We start from the raw sequence: 16,072 nt of genomic DNA, 5'->3' as shown, positions 1-16,072 counted from the left end.
GGTCACCGGCGGGAAGCCGGGCGCATCTCCGGGACGGTCAGCTCACCCGCGTCGACGATCAGCTGGTCGTCGAGGTACAGGCTGCAGCCGCGCATCGGGATGTCGAAGTGGCAGGGGGTGTCGTTCGGGCCACCGAGCTCGTTGTTCGGGCCGATGGAGAACATCACGTTGCCGTAGAAGGACCGCAGCTCCATGCCCATGCCGCCGCCGAACTGGGTCAGACCGTGCCAGTGCGCCCGCTCGTCCAGGCCCCAGCCGACGTGGGACATGCCGTAGCCACGGGGGTCGTCGAAGCTCTTGATGTAGGAGCTGAGCAGGTCGGCGTCCAGGCTGGACTGGCCGGCCACCCCACGGATGTCGCGGATGAACCCGGCCTCGATGGTCAGCACGACCGGGGTCTGCACGTAGGTGTTGAACGGCAGCAGCACGTCCCCGGGGGACAGCACGATCTGCCCGTCCACCCCGTCGTCGGCGCCGCCGGTGAACACGAACGCCGCCGGCCAGTGGTCCCAGCGCCCGGGGGTGTCGGTGAAGCCGTACTCGCTCATCGTCGGGTACACCCCGAGCCGGTAGGTCACGTCGGTTCCGGCCGGGCTGGTGATCCGCATGGTCTGCGCCGTGGCCAGCAGCTCCGCGCCGATCTCCACCCGCTCCCGCAGCTCCCGAGTGGGCATGAGGCGGGCGAGCAGCGGCGCAGGCTCCACGGCGGTGAGGATGCGCGTGCCGGCGTCCTGGATGGCGAACTGCTCCTTGCTGAACAGCAGGAAGGTCAGGTCCACCACCATGTCCGCGGCCTGCAGGGCCTGCACGGCCAGCGGGTTGGTACCCAGCCCGGACTCACCGACCGCCCAGGCACCCTTCGCCGAGGCCGGCGCGGGCAGCCGCATGTGGTAGGTGGAGGCGCCCAGCTGCTGCGCCGCCCAGAGGAAGGCGTCGGCGTACTCGGGTCGCTCGGCACCCCGGGAGAGCACCGCGACGGTCTCCCCCTCGTGCACCGCGGAGAGCTTGAGCTGCTGCAGGCAGATGTCGTTGAACAGGTTCTGGTCCATGGTCGTCTCCAGTTCGGGTGGACGGGTCAGTGGGCGGAGGTCTGCGGGAGCTGGGCGAGCAGGTACGGGCGGACGGCGTCCAGGAACCCGGACAGCGCGTCCCACGGCACCATGTGGCCGGCGCCGGGGACGGTGACGATCTCGATGTCGGGGCGGGCGCGGCGCAGGTCGGTCACCGCTGCGAGCGGCATCACCGGGCTGTCGCCGCCGCGGACGAGCAGCGCGGGCTGCGCGAGCTCCGCCCAGTACGGGAAGAAGTCCTCGGTCTCGAAGCCCTCGTGGGTCTCGAGCACCGCGGTCTCGTCGCAGCTGGCCAGCACCTCGGCCCGCAGCTGGAGCTCCCGCTCGGGCCACTTCGGGTAGAAGGCCCGCACGGCGTCGGCGTCGGTCCCCGCCTGGGCCTGGTGCAACTGCTGCAGGAAGGCCTCCCGGCTCGTGGGGTAGGGACCCCGGCCCGGACCGGAGACCGGCGGGTCGACCAGGAGCACCAGACCGCGGGGCTGCGGGGCGTGCAGCACCGCCCACGCTGCGGCGATCCGGGCCCCCATGGAGTGCCCGACGACGACCGGGTCGACGAGCTCCAGCGCATCGACGAGTCCGGCGGCGTCCGCGGCGTAGTCGGTCAGCCGGTACTGCCCGGCCTCCGCACGGTCGCTCTGCCCCCGGCCGCGCACGTCCGGCACGGTCACCCGGAAGCCCATCTCGGCCAGCAGCACCGCCAGGAAGTCCGCCGTCTCGGCCGGGCTGGTGATACCGGGCAGGAACAGCAGGTCCCGCGCGCCGGGCTCGCCGTAGCGGAGCACCCTGTGCCGCAGCCCGTTGGCCTGCACGAAGCTGCTCCGACCGCTGATCTCCACGGTGGTCACCGGCCTTCCTCCAGGACGACGCCGGCCGGGAGCTGGTCCAGTGCCCACTCCAGCCACGGGCCGGCGAGCTCCTGGGCCGCGGGGACCCGGATCCGCTCGGCCATGTAGACCAGCTTCTCGGCCGCCTTGTCCCGCGAGCAGGCCCCGCTGGCCACCCAGTCGCGGGTCAGCCCGGCGAGCGTCTCCAGGAACGACAGCGAGTCACCGGCCTGGACGTCGTCGGCTCCGCGGAGCCCGCCGACCTCGTGCAGGCCGACCAGCCGGCGGACCTCGCGGAGGTCCACCTGCGCCGCGACGGGGCCGATGCCGGCCAGCCAGACGCCCACCGACTCGGCCGAGCGCAGCGAGTGCGGATACAGGTAGAACGGGCTGTCCCATTCCATGGTCGCGTGGTCCAGCCGCGGCCCGCCCGGGAACATCCGCTCGATGTCGTGGGTCATCGCGGCCACCCGCATCTCCACGGTGGCGATCGGGTTGAGCTGGACCAGCCAGTCCCGCGCGCGCATCAGGTGCAGCGCCTGGTCGTAGGGGCGCACCCACTCGGCGGCCAGCAGCTCCACCTCGGTGTCCAGCGGCACCTCGGGGGCGGCCCACGGGCTGGGCGCCACCCCCGGCAAGGGCGCAGCCGCGGTCATCGCCGCGACCGCCGACGGGGACGCCGCAGCGCGACGATGCCCAGCACGACCGACACCGCGCTGAGCGCGGCGGCCACCTTGGCCCAGGGGTCGGCCGCCGCGGGCGCCGCGGAGACCGGCGGCAGGCTGGTCAGGGCCGGCCGGGGGGTCGCCGTCCGCTCCGCCGTCCCGGGCTGCGCGGCCGCGGCCGGGGAGCCGCCGCCCAGGGCCGCCTCGAGGTTGCGGGAGAACTGGGCGGTCACCTTGCCGGCCTGCTTGGCCACGACCTTCTGCCCGACGCTGCCCAGCGCCCCGGCCAGGGCGACATCGCCCTCCACCAGGACGACGGTGCGCTCACCGACCGGCTCCAGCTGAACGTTCACCGTCGCCCGCACGTTGCCCATGGCGCCGCGGACGCTCTTCCCGGTCGCGGTGAAGGCGATCAGCTTCTCCGGCACCCGCTCGACGATCTTCACCGTGGCGGCGAAGGTCGCCGTCATCGGGCCGACGCTCTGGGTCAACCGGACGTCGATGTCGTCCGGGGTCACCACGGTGAGCTGCTCGACGCCGGGGACGCACTGCGCGACGGCCTCCGGCTGCTCGAAGAACGTCCACACCGAGGCCACCGGCTCGGCGACCTCGAACTCCTCACGCAACTTCACGACTGGACTCCTCCACGTGCAGGGTTGGTCTCGGCTGCGCCGTCGGCCGGTCGGCCGGCTCCGGCGTCTCTCAGGTCGGCGAGGACCCGCCGTACGTGGACGGGGACCAGGTGGCGGCGGTACTCGGCGGAGGCGCGGATGTCAGACGGGGGGTCCACCACCTCCAGCGCCGCCTCGGCCGCGGCGGCGAGGTCGGCGTCGGCGAGCGTGGTGCCCTCCAGCCGGGCCCCGGCCGACGTCGCCAGGACCGGGCTGTCGGCGACGCCGCCCAGCGCGATCCGCACGTCGCTCCACCGACCGTCGGCGGCCTGGTTGCCGGTGGCGACGACGCTGAGCACGGCGAAGTCGTTGTGCTTGCGGGTGACCTCCCGGAAGGCCACGTGCTGGGGGTGGGCCGGGAACTCCACGGCAGTCACCAGCTCCTCCGGCGCCAGCACCGTGGCGTAGGAGCCCTCGTAGAGCTCCGACACCGGGATGCGCCGGCTGCCCTGCGGGCCGACGGCGGTGACGACCGCGCCGAGCACCAGACAGGCCAGCGGCATCTCGCCGGTCGGGTCGCCCTGGACCAGCGAGCCACCGACGGTGCCGCGGTTGCGCACCTGCCGGTCGCCGATGTGGCCGACGACCCGGGCGAGCAGCGGCAGCCGCTGGGCGACCAGCTCGGACCGCTCCAAGGTCGCGTAGCGGACCAGCGCGCCGAGCGCGGTGCGCTCGCCGTCCACCCGGACGTCGTCGAGCTCGTCGACCTCGTTGATGTCGATCAGCGCGCTGGGCCGCCACAGCCGCATGTTCAGCATCGGCACCAGGCTCTGTCCGCCGGCCAGCACCCGGGCCGACCCCTCGTACTCCGCCAACCGGGCGACGACCTCGGCGACCGAGGTCGGGCGGTGGTAGGCGAAGGCAGCTGCCTTCACGAGGGCCGGCCGCCGCCCGATGCGACGCCCACCCCGGCGAAGCGGGCCAGCACGTGGCTGACCGCCGACTTGCGCTCGGTGACCAGCTGCTCGGCCTGCCGGTGGCTCCACACCGTCTCCGGGCGGACCTGCAGCACGTGCACGTCGCCGGCCTCGCTCACCGCCCACTCGATGTCCTGCGGCGCGCCCCGGTGCCGTTCGATCTTCTTGGCCAGCTCGGCGAGTGCACGGATCTGGCCGTCCTGCAGGCAGGGCGCGTCGCAGCGCTCGGTGGCCACCGGCACCAGCCCGACCGCGGCGACGGCCGGGTCGAAGCTGTACATCGACTCCTGGTGCGCCACGTCGCGCTTGAGCACCTCGAAGGTCACCTTGTCCACGACGTAGCGGCTCGGCGTGACCCCGCCGCTGACGACGCCCTCACCCAGGCCCCAGCAGCCCTCGATGACCACCTTGGAGCGGTCCCCGGTGACCGGGTCGAGAGTGAACATGACGCCCGCGGACCGTGCCTCGACCATCTGCTGGATGCCGACGCAGATGCCGTGGTCGGCGGCGGCCGCCGCCGGGTCGGAGTCGGGGCGGTAGGTCAGCACCGCGGCACCGAACATGCCCGCCCAACAACTGCGCACGTAGCGGAGCACCTCCTCGGCACCGCGGATCCACAGGAAGGTGTCGTACTGCCCGGCGAAGCTGGCCCCGGCCAGGTCCTCGGACTCGCCGCTGGATCGCACGGCCACCGGCAGTCCCTGCTGCCCGGTGCGTCGCTCGAGCTCGGCGTGGGCGGCCCGGATGGCGGCCTCCAGGTCGCCCGGCAGCGGCGCGGCCTCGATCGCGGCGGTGAACTCCGCACTGATCGCCTGCACCTCAGCGAGGTCCGCGCCCACGGCCCGGGCCCGCACCTCGCGGGCCCGCTCGGCGAGGCCGGCGGCCTCCAGGAAGTACCGGTAGGCGGTGGTGGTGATGCCGAATCCGCCGGGTACGGCGAACCCGCCGGCGGTCATCTCGGCGAGGCTGCCGAACTTCCCACCGAGCAGCCGGCTGCCGACGGCGGCGGGGTCGTCGATCCAGAGGACGAACGGGGAGGCGGTGGACTCGGTCATGCGGACACGTCCTCGAGAACACGGACGACGCCGGTGTTGCCGTCGACCTCGATGAGCTGGCCAGTGCGGATGGAGGTGGTGGCGAAGCCGGTGCCGACGACCGCCGGCAGGCCGTACTCGCGGCACACGATGGCGGTGTGGGCCATGATCCCGCCGACGTCGGAGACCGCCGCGGAGAGCCGGGAGAACACCGGCGCCCAGCTGGGGGCGGTGATCCGGCAGACCAGGATGTCGCCGTCCTCGACCTCGTGCAGCTGCTCCGGGTCGATGATCACCCGGGCCCGGCCGGTGGCCTTGCCGGCTGACGCCGCGACGCCGCGCAGCTCGCCGCCCTCCTGACCGTCGACCCCGAGCCACTCCTGCACCGACTCCTGGGTGATGCCCCAGAGCATCACGGTGAGCGGCTCGGTGATGAACTCCGGCGGTGCGCCCAGGGCGGGCAGCGGCGGATTGGCCTTGAGCACCTCGCGGATGCGGCGGCGGCGCTCGATCTCGGGGCGCCAGTAGGTGACCCCGCGGGCTTCCGTGCCGGTGGCCCAGCCGATGTTCAGGTCGTAGAGCGCGGAGTAGATCTCGTTGCGGTGCAGGTAGAAGAGGTCCTCGCGGTCGTCGAGGAACCCGTGCGCCACGAAGACGTCACCGAGCTCGCGGACCTTCGACCAGAACAGCGAGTGGTGCCAGTGCTCGACGTAGAAGTTGTGGTTCTCGACGAAGGGGAAGACCTGGCGGGCGAGCTCGACCAGCCCGTCGAAGGACTCGCGGTCGGCGTCGGTGGGCAGGTAGGTGCGGTACTCCTCGGTCACCCGCACCCGCTCCGCCAGGATCTCCTCCAGCGGACGGCGGATGTCCTCACCGGCCAGCAGGCCCTGCACGTACCCGCGCAGCGCGGTGAAGGGCAGCCGCAGGTCGTCGATCCACGCCCGGTCGCTGTGCGTGTAGCCGGCGCCGGTGGAAAACCAGAACCAGGGGTCCTTGGCCTCCTCGAACGCCGCCAGCCACTGCGCGCCGTTGGCATGGTCCCCGATGGCCTTCAGTGCGGCGGCAGGGTCCTCGTTGCCCAGCACGAGGTCGGTGAGCTCCAGCTCGACGGCCAGCTTGGCCAGCGACCGCACCTCGTCGTCCGGGCGGAACAGCAGGATGTCGATGCCCGAGACCATGCTGGCGATGGTCTGGTCGCTGATCCCGGGGAAGGCCGCCTGGCAGAACTCCCGGAAGGTGAGGTAGGCGCCGTACCCGAGGTTGAGCATCTCGAAGTGGTACGAGCCCATCTCGAACAGGTTGTGGATCAGCTCGCCGTAGCTGGTCAGCAGGTCGTAGGTGGAGTAGACGCCGCGGTGCTCGAAGACGCTGCTCTCCGGCTCCATCTCCGGCAGCGGGGCGAACCGGATGGCCTTGAGCCGCTCGATGCAGTCGGTGGCCTTGGCGACCCACTGCTCGTAGATCTCGTCCCAGTTCTCGTAGTAGTGCCCGGCCCGGACGGCGAAGTCCTGTGCCCGCCGGGCCACCTCGTCGGGGTCGGTGACGGCGTTGGGGCTGATGTAGAGGTAGCCGTTGATGATCCGGTGGTCGATCCCGCCCGCCGGCGGCACCGGCCAGACCCGGGTCGACATCTGGCTGGCCGCGACCCACCAGTTCTCGGTCATGATCGTGTCGAACGGGTAGAGCGGCTCGGGGTTGTGCATACCGTCGAAGAACCAGAACTTGCCGTCCTCGGACTCCCGGCGCTCGTCGCTGAGCAGGGCGTAGTAGGGGTACATGCTCTGCCACCCCTCCGCGCCGGTGGGGGTCTGCACCGCGAAGGGGCTGGCGAACCGCTGACCGGGGACCGCCTCGGCGGCTCCCTCGGAACTCGGCACGCCGTCGGACGAGGTGCTGGGACTGGTGAGCGTCATGCGGGCGCCTCCGCCTGGGACGGGTTCGTTGACTGGTACTGGTGCTCCGGCGCGGGGGGACCCGGCCGTGGTGCTGCGAGCGGGTGACCTGCGCCAGGTGTGTCGGGCAGGGCCTGCAGGTAGGTGACGACGTCGTCGCAGTCGACGACGTCGCCGTACTTCTCGTTGATGTCGAACAGGCTCGCGTCGTGGGGCGCCTGCGCCCGGTCGCCGACGCAGTCCCGCGGCACCAGGGTCGGGTAGCCGTTCTGCACGGCGTCGACGACGGTCGCGCGGACGCAACCGCTGGTCGTCGCGCCGGTGACGATCACGGTGTCGGCCCGGACCGAGGCGAGGTAGGACACGAGCGCCGTGCCGAAGAAGGCCGAGGCGCCGGTCTTGACGACCAGGTGCTCGTCGGTCCGCGGCGCGAGCCGCTCGTCGACGTCGACGAGCCGGGAACCCAGCTCGAGGCCCGCCATACCGGTGGCCTTCTTCAGCCAGGCCAGGCTGGAGATCTGGCCGGGATCGTAGGCAATCGTGGTGAAGACGACCGGCACACCGGCCGCCCGGGCGGCCTCGAGCAGCCGGGCGGTGGCCAGCACCGGGCCGGTCATGTCCGCCCCCGTGGGGTGCTGAGGGTCGGTGAAGCCGTAGGTGAAGTCGACGACCACGACGGCGGGCCGGCTGCCCCGCTCGACCGGCCGGCCGAAGCCGGCGCGGTCGTAGACGGTGGCGGTCGAATCGGCGTCCACAACGCTCCTGTTCGTGTCGGTCGAGCGGCGGGAGGGCGGACCGAAGGGCCGCTCTGCGACTGTGGCCGGAGCCACGGGCGTGACTTGGCATACATGTATACCAACTCTGTGCGAGATGACAAGCCCTCTCGAACGAACTCCGAGCCTGCCCCATCGAACGACCCTCCGGAACCCCCGCGGAGAGATGCAACGCTGGCGAAACTGGCCGCAACACGAGCGACGCAGAACGCCGTGACCTGTGAAAACTAGGCCTTGTCTGCAAATGGCATACCGGTATACGTTCCCGCCTCAATCGACCCCGCGCTCGGCAACTGGGGTTCGAGGTGCACTCCACCGCCGGTCCGCCGAAGGACCGACGGCAGACCATCCCTCCGCCGCCCGCGCACATCCGCGCCCGGTCGGTCATCCCCCTCTGCACAGGAGTCGGCATGGAACAGTTCCCCGAACAGGCGTCCACCAACTGGATCATGGCCACGTTCATCTACACATTCGGTGCGGTGGCCGTCCTGCTCGTGCTCATGGGCCTGGTGCTCGTGGACATGGGCATGGTCCGGCGCCGCAACGTGCTCGACACGGTCGTCCAGAAGATCGGTGCCGCCATGGTCGGCGGCTTCGGCACCCTGCTGATCGGCTACCCCATCTGGCAATGGCAGTTCAACCAGGCGTTCGGCGTCCCCTCGCCGCTGTGGCAGGCGGTCAAGGACTGGTGGCTGGGTGGAAGCTTCACCTCCACCCCGTCGCGCTACATCGACCCAGCGCTGCTGCCGGAGGCCGACGTCCTGCAGATCTTCCTGGTCTTCTTCGTGACCTTCACGATGGCGACCATCGGGTTGATCCACACCGGGGTGGTCGAGCGGGTGAAGCCGCTGCCGTTCTACGTTATGTCCTTCGTGATCGGCGCTGTGCTCTCTCCGCTGGTCGGCTACCTGTGCTGGGGCTCGCTGTCCCCGCTCACCCTGCGCGGCACCCATGACTTCGATGGCATCTTCCCGCTGTACATCACCGCGGGGACGTTCGTCCTCGTGCTCGCCTGGCGGGTCGGTCCGCGCCTGGGCGCCTTCCGCTCGCACGCCAGCACCGCCCGACCGGTCGGGCACAACGTCGGCCTGGTGGGCGTCGGCATGCTGCTGATCCTTTTCGCGCTCCCGTTCGTGACCATCGGAAGCGGCTTCATCATCGCCGATGTCGGCTTCTTCGGGATCTCGTTCACCGAGAGCGGCATCGGGGTGGTGATCGTCAACCTGTTCGCCTCCATCCTCGGCGGCGCGCTGACCGGCCTCGCCCTGGGCTACGCCCGCAAAGAGGCGACGTGGGCACTGCTCGGTCCGATCGCGGGCCTGGTCATGGGTGGGACGTTGTTCGACGTCAGCACCGCCTGGATCTGCCTGCTGGTCGGCGCTCTGGGCCCCTTCGTCGGCCTCGGCACCGCCGCTCTGATGCGCAAGGCGGGGATCGACGACCCGAAGGTGGTCCCGCTCGCCCTCGGGCCGGGCATCGTGGGCGCCCTGCTCTGCGGCTTCCTCGAGTGGGGCACCCCGACGGGTGGCTACATCGGGCTCGAAGGTGACTACGCGGTCGGGGTCGCGGAGATCACGCCGTGGTGGCAGCTGGCCGGCGTCGTCGCCACGGTGGTGGTCGTGGGCGTTCCCGCGCTCCTCATGTGCCTTCTCTTCGAGAAGTTCGGCGGTCTTCGCGTCTCGGAAGAAGCCGAACTGGTGGGGCTGGACGTCACCCAGTGGGGCGTGAGCAACTTCGGCGACGACCTCCGGCCGCCGACCGGGCCCACGGGCGCCGCGCAGGGAATCGCCGGCCCCTCGGTCGCACTCCCGGCAGAACCGGATGGCCTGCGCTTCTGAGCAGGGCGGACACGTACGGCGGGGCGCTCCGGGGAGCACCTGGAGCGCCCCGCGCCGTATCCTCGCCGCCGGTGACGAAGAACGTCGCCGCTTGGTCAGCCGGGAACGGAGCTCGAGATGCAGCCGCTGGGAGCCTTGGGCCGAGGCCCGGTCCCGATGTCCCAGCGGACCAGCGAGGGCGTCGCTCGCATCCTGCGCACCGAGATCTTCGCCGGTCAGCTGAAGCCGGGCGAACCACTGCCCGAGCGGCTCCTCGCCGAGCAGCTCGGGGTCAGCCGGACGCCGGTCCGCGAGGCGCTGTTCACCCTGCAGAGCGAGGGCCTGGTCGAGCTCACCCCCAACCGCGGTGCCACCGTCCGGACCATCACCTCGCACGACATCGTCCAGATCTACTCGCTGCGGGGGGTGCTGGAGTCCTACGCCGCTGGCGAGGCTGCGCAATCACGTACCCGCCAGGACCTCGACGCCCTCGAGGACGCACACGCCAAGCTGGAGCGGATCAGCGCATCGGGCACCGCCGCCGAGCAGGCACTGGCCGACCTGCACTTCCACACGCTCATCAGCGAGGCCGCCGGAAGCCGACTGCTGCAGACGATCATGAACCAGGTGCTCGCATTCACAGTCAGCTACCGTTCCAACTACGCCTATCCGTCCGACCGGGCGGCGGCGGCCATCACCGAGCACCGAGCGATCCTGGATGCCTTGCGCGCCTCCGACGCAGCCCGTGCCGAGCAGCTGATGCGCGAACACGTGGCCTCCTCCAGCCGTTTTGCACTGGAGCACTTCAGTGACGAGGAGCATGCCGTCGTCAACTGACCAGGTGCTGCTGCCGCCCGGAGAGCGGAGCGACGCTCGCGAGCCGTTCGACACCCTCGACCAGACCAGGCGCCACGGGGCCGACCGTCAGCGGCTGGGGACGTGGGCTGTACGCATCTGACGAGGCCGGCGCGGCAGGGCACGGTTCTCGCATCCGGCGATGACGGCCGGGACCGGGCTACCGCCGGATTCCTCCCGGCCTGCGCCCCGACCCGCCGGAGCACGGCAGCCACGCCTAGGCGTGCTCGCCGCCGAGGAGGCGGCGGACCGGCTCGGGTAGCCCGGCGAGCGGCTCGCCGGCCAGCGGCCGGGCGCCCACGAGGCGGCCGGCGACCTGCGGTGCGACCCCCACCGCGCCGAGGACCTCCAGCGCCTGGACGTCGGGGAGGGCGTCGAACCAGCGCCGTCCCAGGGCCGCGCGTCCGGCGGCCGTGGGCCGGCCCCAGAGCCGCAGCCGGGCCATGCCGCCGTCGGGGAAGACGTCCAGGCGCACCCGGTCGATCCCCGGCGCCGCCTCGATGACGAACCGGTGGCGGGTGTCGGGCTGCAGCCGGGTGCGCGGCAGCAGGACGACCTCGCCGGCGGGTCCGGAGCCGGTCAGCGCGGCGCTGCCGGGCGCGTTGTGCAGGAAATAGCTGGTGTCGAGCTCGGCGAGGGTGACGACGCCCTCGCACGCCAGGGACACCTCCACCCAGTCGTGACCGGAATCGCGGCGCCGGGCGGTCTCCCACCCCTCGCCCATGTTCCGTGCCGGACCGGGGGCGATCAGCTGCTGGGGCCGGCCGTAGAACTCGTCGCTCACCCCGGTGACGAGCGCGCCGTTCTCCAGCGCGGCCAGGTCGAGCGGGCCGGCGTCGACGAGCCGGGGGTCGGGCACCGCGTGGCCGTGCACCCGGAGCCGTGCCACGCCCCCGTCGGGGTGGATGTTGAGCCGCACGTGGGTGACCCGCCGGTCGGAGTGGACCGGGAAGACGTTGTGCGTGTTGCCCGCCAGGTCGTGCAGCGGCAGCAGCGGCTGCCAGTCGGCCTTGAGCAGCTCGTCGACCGAGCAGTGCCCCTCGACCGCCGCGCCGTCGACCGAGGCGTGCGGCGGGTAGTTGCCGCTGAAGAACGAGGTGTCGACGACGACCCCCGCCACGATCCCCGGGGTGCCGAGCCGGACGACCGCCCAGTCGTGCCCGGGAGTGCGGCGCCGGCGGGTCTCCCAGCCGTCGTACACCTTGCCCCGGTGGCCGAACGCGGCGTGCGCCACCGGGGCCTCCGGGCGGACGAGGTTCTCCCGCTCGGCGAAGGACTCGTCGTTGGCCGCCGGTACGGCGCCGCCGAGCGCGCGGCTGGCCAGGTCGGGCAGGCGGGTGAAGTCGCTCATCGGGCTCCTCGGGACGCGCAGGGCCTCACTCTGGCACGCCGCCGCGCCGCAGCAGCCGCCCGATCGGGGCCCCGTCGGCGAGCCGGCCGCGCAGCCAGGTGCGGCGGACGACGCCGTGCAGGTCGCGGCCGGCGTAGGGCGTGACCGGGTGGCGGTGCTGCAGCTCCCCCACCGTCCAGCGCTGGTCGGGGGCGAACGCGACCAGGTCGGCGTCCTTGCCGACCGCGATGCTGCCCTTCCCCGGCAGGCCGGCCAGCCGGGCCGGCGCCGCGGCCATCCAGCCCACCACCTCGGCCAGCCCGATGCCCCGCGCCCGGGCCCCGGTCCAGACGACGGGCAGCGCGACCTGCAGGGAGGCGATGCCGCCCCAGGCCTCACCGAAGTCGCCGGTATCGAGCCGCTTGAGCTCCGGGGTGCACGGTGAGTGGTCGCTGACCACGAGATCCACGTCGCCGTCGGCCAGCGCGGCCCAGAGGGCCTCCCGGTGGACGGCCTCCCGGATCGGCGGGCAGCACTTGAGCGCCGTCGCGCCGTCGGGCACCTCCTCGGCGGCGAACGTGAGGTAGTGCGGGCAGGTCTCCACGGTGATCCGCACGCCCTCCGCGCGGGCCGCCCGCAGCAGCGGCAGCGCCCCGGAGTCGGCGAGGTGGACGACGTGCACCCGCGCCCCGGTGTCGCGGGCCGCCGCCACGAGCCGGGTGATGGCTGCCCGCTCGGCCAGTGCCGGCCGGGACGCGAGGAAACCGGCATAGCCGCCCCCGGCCGGGGGCGGCGCCGCGGCGATCACGCCGGCGTCCTCGGCGTGCGCGATCAGCAGCCCGTCGACGGCCGCCAGCTCGGCGAGCGCGGCCCGCAGGCCCGCGTCGTCCAGGGGCGGGAACTCGGGAACGCCGGAGTCGAGCAGGAAGCACTTGAACCCGACGACGCCGGCCTCGTGCAGCGGCCGCAGCCGGTCGCGGTTGCCGGGGACGGCGCCACCCCAGAAGGCCACGTCGGCGCTGACCTGGCCTTTCGCCGCTGACCGTTTCACGTGCAACGCCTCGACCGTGGTGGTGGCCGGGATCGAGTTGAGGGGCATGTCGACGACCGTGGTGATCCCGCCGGCGACGGCGGCGCGGGTCGCGGTGGCGAAGCCCTCCCACTCGGTCCTCCCGGGCTCGTTGACGTGCACGTGGCTGTCCACCAGCCCGGGCAGGAGCACCTCGTCGTCCTCAAGCGTGACGGCGTCGGACGGCGCGTCGTCGAAGGCCGTGACGGCGGAGATCCGGCCGTCCTCGATGTGCACGGCCGCGGCGCGCGCCCCGTCGGGCAGCAGCACGCGGCGGGCCCGCACGACCAGGCTCACGGGGGCACCGACGCGTCGGCACCCGGGATGCGGGCGCCGGCCTCCGTCAGCACGCCCGCGTCCGCCCCGATGTGCACCCTGGATGCATAGGCCCGCGGGGCCATCGGTGGCAACCGGGCCGGCCCCGGGCGCGCAGCACTCCACTCCTCGATCGACGCCGGGCGTCGGGATCGTGCTTGCACAGTCACACCCCCTGGTCCTATGGTTCATTACATGAGCAATGAACCCAGGGACCCGCGCAACCCTGGTGCCTCCCGGCGGACGTCGTGAACGAGGACGCCGGACCCATCTTCCGGCAGGTGGCCGACGAGATCGAGAACGCGATCGTCGACGGCTCGCTCGCCGAGGAGACCCAGGCGCCCTCGACCAACGAGCTGGCCGCCTTCCACCGGATCAACCCCGCGACGGCCGCCAAAGGGCTCAACCAGCTGGTCGCCGACGGGGTCCTCTACAAGAGACGAGGAGTCGGGATGTTCGTCGCCACCGGCGCTCGCGAGCAGCTGCTCAAGCGGCGCCGCAGCGAGTTCGCCGACCAGTACCTGCGCCCCCTGATGGCCGAGGCGCACAAGCTCGGCATCTCCGGTCGCGAGATCGCCACGATGATCACCCGCTGGGAGGAATCGCGATGAGCGCGCCCGCGGCCACCGTGCACGACGTGACCATGCGCTTCCGGGACCACACCGCCCTGGACGGCATCAGCACCGCCATCGAGCAGGACGGCATCACCGGCCTGCTCGGCCGCAACGGGGCCGGCAAGACCACCCTGATGCAGCTGCTGACCGGCCACCGCGTGCCGACCGGCGGCGGGATCGAGGTGTTCGGTGCACGGCCGTACGAGAACGACGACGTGCTGCGGCGCATCTGCTTCATCAAGGAGGGGCAGCGCTATCCGGACCACTTCCGGGTCAGGGATGCGCTGGACGCCGCGGCGCTCGTCTTCCCCGACTGGGACGCCGACACGGCGGCAACGCTGCTGCGGGACTTCGAGCTGCCGGCGAAGCGGCCGATCAAGAAGCTCTCCCGCGGCATGAACTCCGCTGTCGGCATCATCATCGGCCTGGCCTCGCGCGCGCGGCTGACCCTGTTCGACGAGCCGTACGCGGGCCTGGACGTCGTGGCACGGCACCTGTTCTACGACCGCCTGCTCGCCGACTACGCCGAGCGGCCACGGACCATCGTGATCTCCACGCACCTCATCGAGGAGATCTCCGACCTACTCGAGCGGGTGCTGCTGATCGACCGCGGACGCCTGCTGCTCGACACCGATGCCGAGTCCGTGCGCTCCAGTGCGGTCACCGTGCGCGGGCCGCGCGAGCACGTCCGTGCGTTCGCCGCCCGGCACGAGCTGCTGCACGAGCAGACCCTGGCCGGCTCCGGCCGCGCGGTCGTCCGCCTCCGCGCCGGCGGCGAGTCCCCGGAGACCTTCGGGCTCACCGCCGCACCGACCGACCTCCAGGAGCTCGTGGTCGCCATGAGCCTGGCGACGGCGGAGCACCACACCCGGACCCCCACCGACGACCTCGAGGAGGTCCCCCGATGAACCGCGTCCTGGCCGCGGCCCGGCTGCACCTGATCCACCCGCTGGTGATCCTCGGCGTGCCCTGGCTCGTGGTCGGCATCGCCTTCGCCATCAACTGGGCGCTCTGGTCGACCGCCGGTCTCGACGAGGCGTCGGGTGGCGACGCGTTCACCGGCGGCGTCCTGTCGCTCTACATCACGGTGATGGTCGCGTTCGTCCAGACCGTCACCCAGTTGCTGCCCTTCGCCATGGGCATCAGCCTGAGCCGCCGCACCTTCTACCTCGGGACTGCCCTGGTCGCGCTCGTCCAGGCCCTCGTCTACGGGATCGTCCTGGCCCTGCTGACCCAGGTCGAGGAAGCCACGGGCGGATGGGGCGCCGGCCTCGAGTTCTGGGCACCGGCGGCCATGAACGTGGACAACTTCGCCCTGCAGGTGCTGCTCTCCGGGGCGCCCATGCTGGCCCTCATCTTCGTGGGGATGGGCCTCGGCGTCCTCTACAAGCGCTGGGGCCAGGTGGCCGTCTGGGGGCTGATCATCGGCAGCCTCGTCCTCTTCGGTGGGTTGGCCATCCTGGTCACCGGCCTCGACGCGTGGGCCGCGATCGGTGGCTGGTTCGCCGACCGGTCGCTGACGACGCTCGTCGCCGGCCTGCCGCTGCTGCTCACCGTGGTGGTGGCGGGCCTCACCTGGCTGGGGCTGCGCCGGGTCGTCCCCTGACCTCGCACCTCAGTACCGCCCTGACGGCTCCCTTCGTCACGTGACGGAGGGAGCTGTCGGTCGTCCGGCGGGCTGCACGGTGATCACGGGGGCCGGCCGGCGTTCGCAGGCGGCAGGCCGCCCACGGCCAGGCCCAGGCGCGGTCACGCGGCGCAGGAGTCCCGCCGTCGATCCGGGTGCCGCCTCGAGGTGCAGGCAGCGGTGCAGATGCCATCCGGGCCAGGGGGAGTGGGGAGACGCCGAACGGAGTCCCAGGGGGAGTGGGGAGACGCCGAACGGGGCCCCAGCCGTAGCTGGGGCCCCGTTCGGGAATGGTTGTCCGGCGGCGTCCTACTCTCCCACCCCGTCTCCAGGGCAGTACCATCGGCGCTGAGAGGCTTAGCTTCCGGGTTCGGAATGTTGCCGGGCGTTTCCCTCTCGCCATGGCCGCCGTAACTCTGTGAACATGTGAACCGTCTGGTTCGTGCGTTCAGAACCGCACAGTGGACGCGAAGCAATCTTCGTAAAAGACTCTGACCAGTGTTCTCGCACCCCCCTTTGAAGGGTGGGGGGTGTGTGTGGTCAAGCCCTCGGCCTGTTAGTACCGGTCAGCTGCACACCTTGCGGTGCTTCCACTTCCG

At 72.0% G+C, this 16,072-nt stretch carries 15 protein-coding genes and 1 rRNA gene; 5 read left to right on the top strand and 11 right to left on the bottom strand.

What is annotated here, in order from left to right:
• Positions 1–2: 2 nt before the first annotated feature.
• Genes BM142_RS23560 through BM142_RS23525 form a run of 8 tightly spaced genes read right to left on the bottom strand, consistent with a single transcriptional unit; the run spans position 3 to position 7,828 of the window.
• Positions 3–1,049 (bottom strand): 2,5-dihydroxypyridine 5,6-dioxygenase NicX family protein, encoded by a 1,047-nt coding sequence (locus BM142_RS23560; protein ID WP_092203891.1) that lies wholly within the window; start codon positions 1,047–1,049, stop codon positions 3–5.
• A gap of 26 nt (positions 1,050–1,075) precedes the next feature.
• Positions 1,076–1,915 (bottom strand): alpha/beta fold hydrolase, encoded by an 840-nt coding sequence (locus BM142_RS23555; RefSeq protein WP_217640864.1) that lies wholly within the window; start codon positions 1,913–1,915, stop codon positions 1,076–1,078.
• Positions 1,912–2,550 carry a hypothetical protein gene (locus BM142_RS23550; RefSeq protein ID WP_139229002.1) on the bottom strand — a complete coding sequence of 213 codons (639 nt, stop codon included), beginning with the start codon at positions 2,548–2,550 and terminating at the stop codon, positions 1,912–1,914. Before BM142_RS23550 ends, BM142_RS23555 begins: the two co-directional genes overlap by 4 nt.
• Entirely contained in the window at positions 2,547–3,191 is a 645-nt protein-coding gene (locus BM142_RS23545) for a CoxG family protein (protein WP_092203887.1), read from the bottom strand. Before BM142_RS23545 ends, BM142_RS23550 begins: the two co-directional genes overlap by 4 nt.
• Complete coding sequence (locus BM142_RS23540; protein WP_092203885.1) at positions 3,188–4,105, bottom strand: FAD binding domain-containing protein; 918 nt, start codon at positions 4,103–4,105, stop codon at positions 3,188–3,190. Before BM142_RS23540 ends, BM142_RS23545 begins: the two co-directional genes overlap by 4 nt.
• The gene (locus tag BM142_RS23535) at positions 4,102–5,202 is read right to left on the bottom strand and encodes a PEP/pyruvate-binding domain-containing protein (protein WP_092203883.1); all 1,101 of its coding nucleotides are present in this window, start codon (positions 5,200–5,202) and stop codon (positions 4,102–4,104) included. Before BM142_RS23535 ends, BM142_RS23540 begins: the two co-directional genes overlap by 4 nt.
• On the bottom strand, positions 5,199–7,094 hold the full coding sequence (locus tag BM142_RS23530; RefSeq protein ID WP_092203881.1) for a PEP-utilizing enzyme: 1,896 nt from the start codon (positions 7,092–7,094) through the stop codon (positions 5,199–5,201). The genes BM142_RS23535 and BM142_RS23530 overlap by 4 nt, the downstream gene beginning before the upstream one ends.
• On the bottom strand, positions 7,091–7,828 hold the full coding sequence (locus tag BM142_RS23525; protein WP_092203879.1) for an isochorismatase family protein: 738 nt from the start codon (positions 7,826–7,828) through the stop codon (positions 7,091–7,093). Before BM142_RS23525 ends, BM142_RS23530 begins: the two co-directional genes overlap by 4 nt.
• 428 nt (positions 7,829–8,256) lie before the next feature.
• Here BM142_RS23525 and BM142_RS23520 point away from each other — a divergent pair, with 428 nt between their 5' ends.
• Together BM142_RS23520 and BM142_RS23515 are read left to right on the top strand one after the other, a co-directional pair.
• Positions 8,257–9,684, top strand: coding sequence for an ammonium transporter family protein (locus tag BM142_RS23520; protein ID WP_092203877.1), 1,428 nt, complete (start codon positions 8,257–8,259; stop codon positions 9,682–9,684).
• 156 nt (positions 9,685–9,840) lie between these two features.
• Positions 9,841–10,500, top strand: coding sequence for a GntR family transcriptional regulator (locus BM142_RS23515; RefSeq protein WP_175527429.1), 660 nt, complete (start codon positions 9,841–9,843; stop codon positions 10,498–10,500).
• A 235-nt stretch (positions 10,501–10,735) separates the two neighbouring features.
• On the opposite strand, the gene alc is transcribed toward BM142_RS23515, so the two are convergent.
• Together alc and allB are read right to left on the bottom strand one after the other, a co-directional pair.
• Positions 10,736–11,869 (bottom strand): allantoicase, encoded by a 1,134-nt coding sequence (gene alc / locus BM142_RS23510; protein ID WP_092203873.1) that lies wholly within the window; start codon positions 11,867–11,869, stop codon positions 10,736–10,738.
• 25 nt (positions 11,870–11,894) lie between these two features.
• Positions 11,895–13,214: an allantoinase AllB gene (gene allB / locus BM142_RS23505; RefSeq protein ID WP_092203871.1), complete on the bottom strand. Its 1,320-nt coding sequence runs from the start codon at positions 13,212–13,214 to the stop codon at positions 11,895–11,897.
• 266 nt (positions 13,215–13,480) lie between these two features.
• Here allB and BM142_RS23500 point away from each other — a divergent pair, with 266 nt between their 5' ends.
• The 3 genes from BM142_RS23500 to BM142_RS23490 are packed head-to-tail and all read left to right on the top strand — an operon-like array spanning position 13,481 to position 15,452.
• Positions 13,481–13,843 carry a GntR family transcriptional regulator gene (locus BM142_RS23500; RefSeq protein WP_092203869.1) on the top strand — a complete coding sequence of 121 codons (363 nt, stop codon included), beginning with the start codon at positions 13,481–13,483 and terminating at the stop codon, positions 13,841–13,843.
• Positions 13,840–14,754 carry an ABC transporter ATP-binding protein gene (locus BM142_RS23495; RefSeq protein WP_092203867.1) on the top strand — a complete coding sequence of 305 codons (915 nt, stop codon included), beginning with the start codon at positions 13,840–13,842 and terminating at the stop codon, positions 14,752–14,754. Before BM142_RS23500 ends, BM142_RS23495 begins: the two co-directional genes overlap by 4 nt.
• Positions 14,751–15,452: a hypothetical protein gene (locus BM142_RS23490; RefSeq protein WP_092203865.1), complete on the top strand. Its 702-nt coding sequence runs from the start codon at positions 14,751–14,753 to the stop codon at positions 15,450–15,452. Before BM142_RS23495 ends, BM142_RS23490 begins: the two co-directional genes overlap by 4 nt.
• Positions 15,453–15,769: 317 nt before the next feature.
• On the opposite strand, the gene rrf is transcribed toward BM142_RS23490, so the two are convergent.
• Positions 15,770–15,886 (bottom strand): 5S ribosomal RNA (gene rrf, locus BM142_RS23485).
• Between the last annotated feature and the right edge of the window lie 186 nt (positions 15,887–16,072).

The organism is Blastococcus tunisiensis, from assembly GCF_900112815.1.
GTDB classification, from domain to species: domain Bacteria; phylum Actinomycetota; class Actinomycetes; order Mycobacteriales; family Geodermatophilaceae; genus Blastococcus_B; species Blastococcus_B tunisiensis.
Note: the sequence above shows the minus strand (reverse complement) of the source record. Positions and strands in the feature narration are given on the sequence as shown.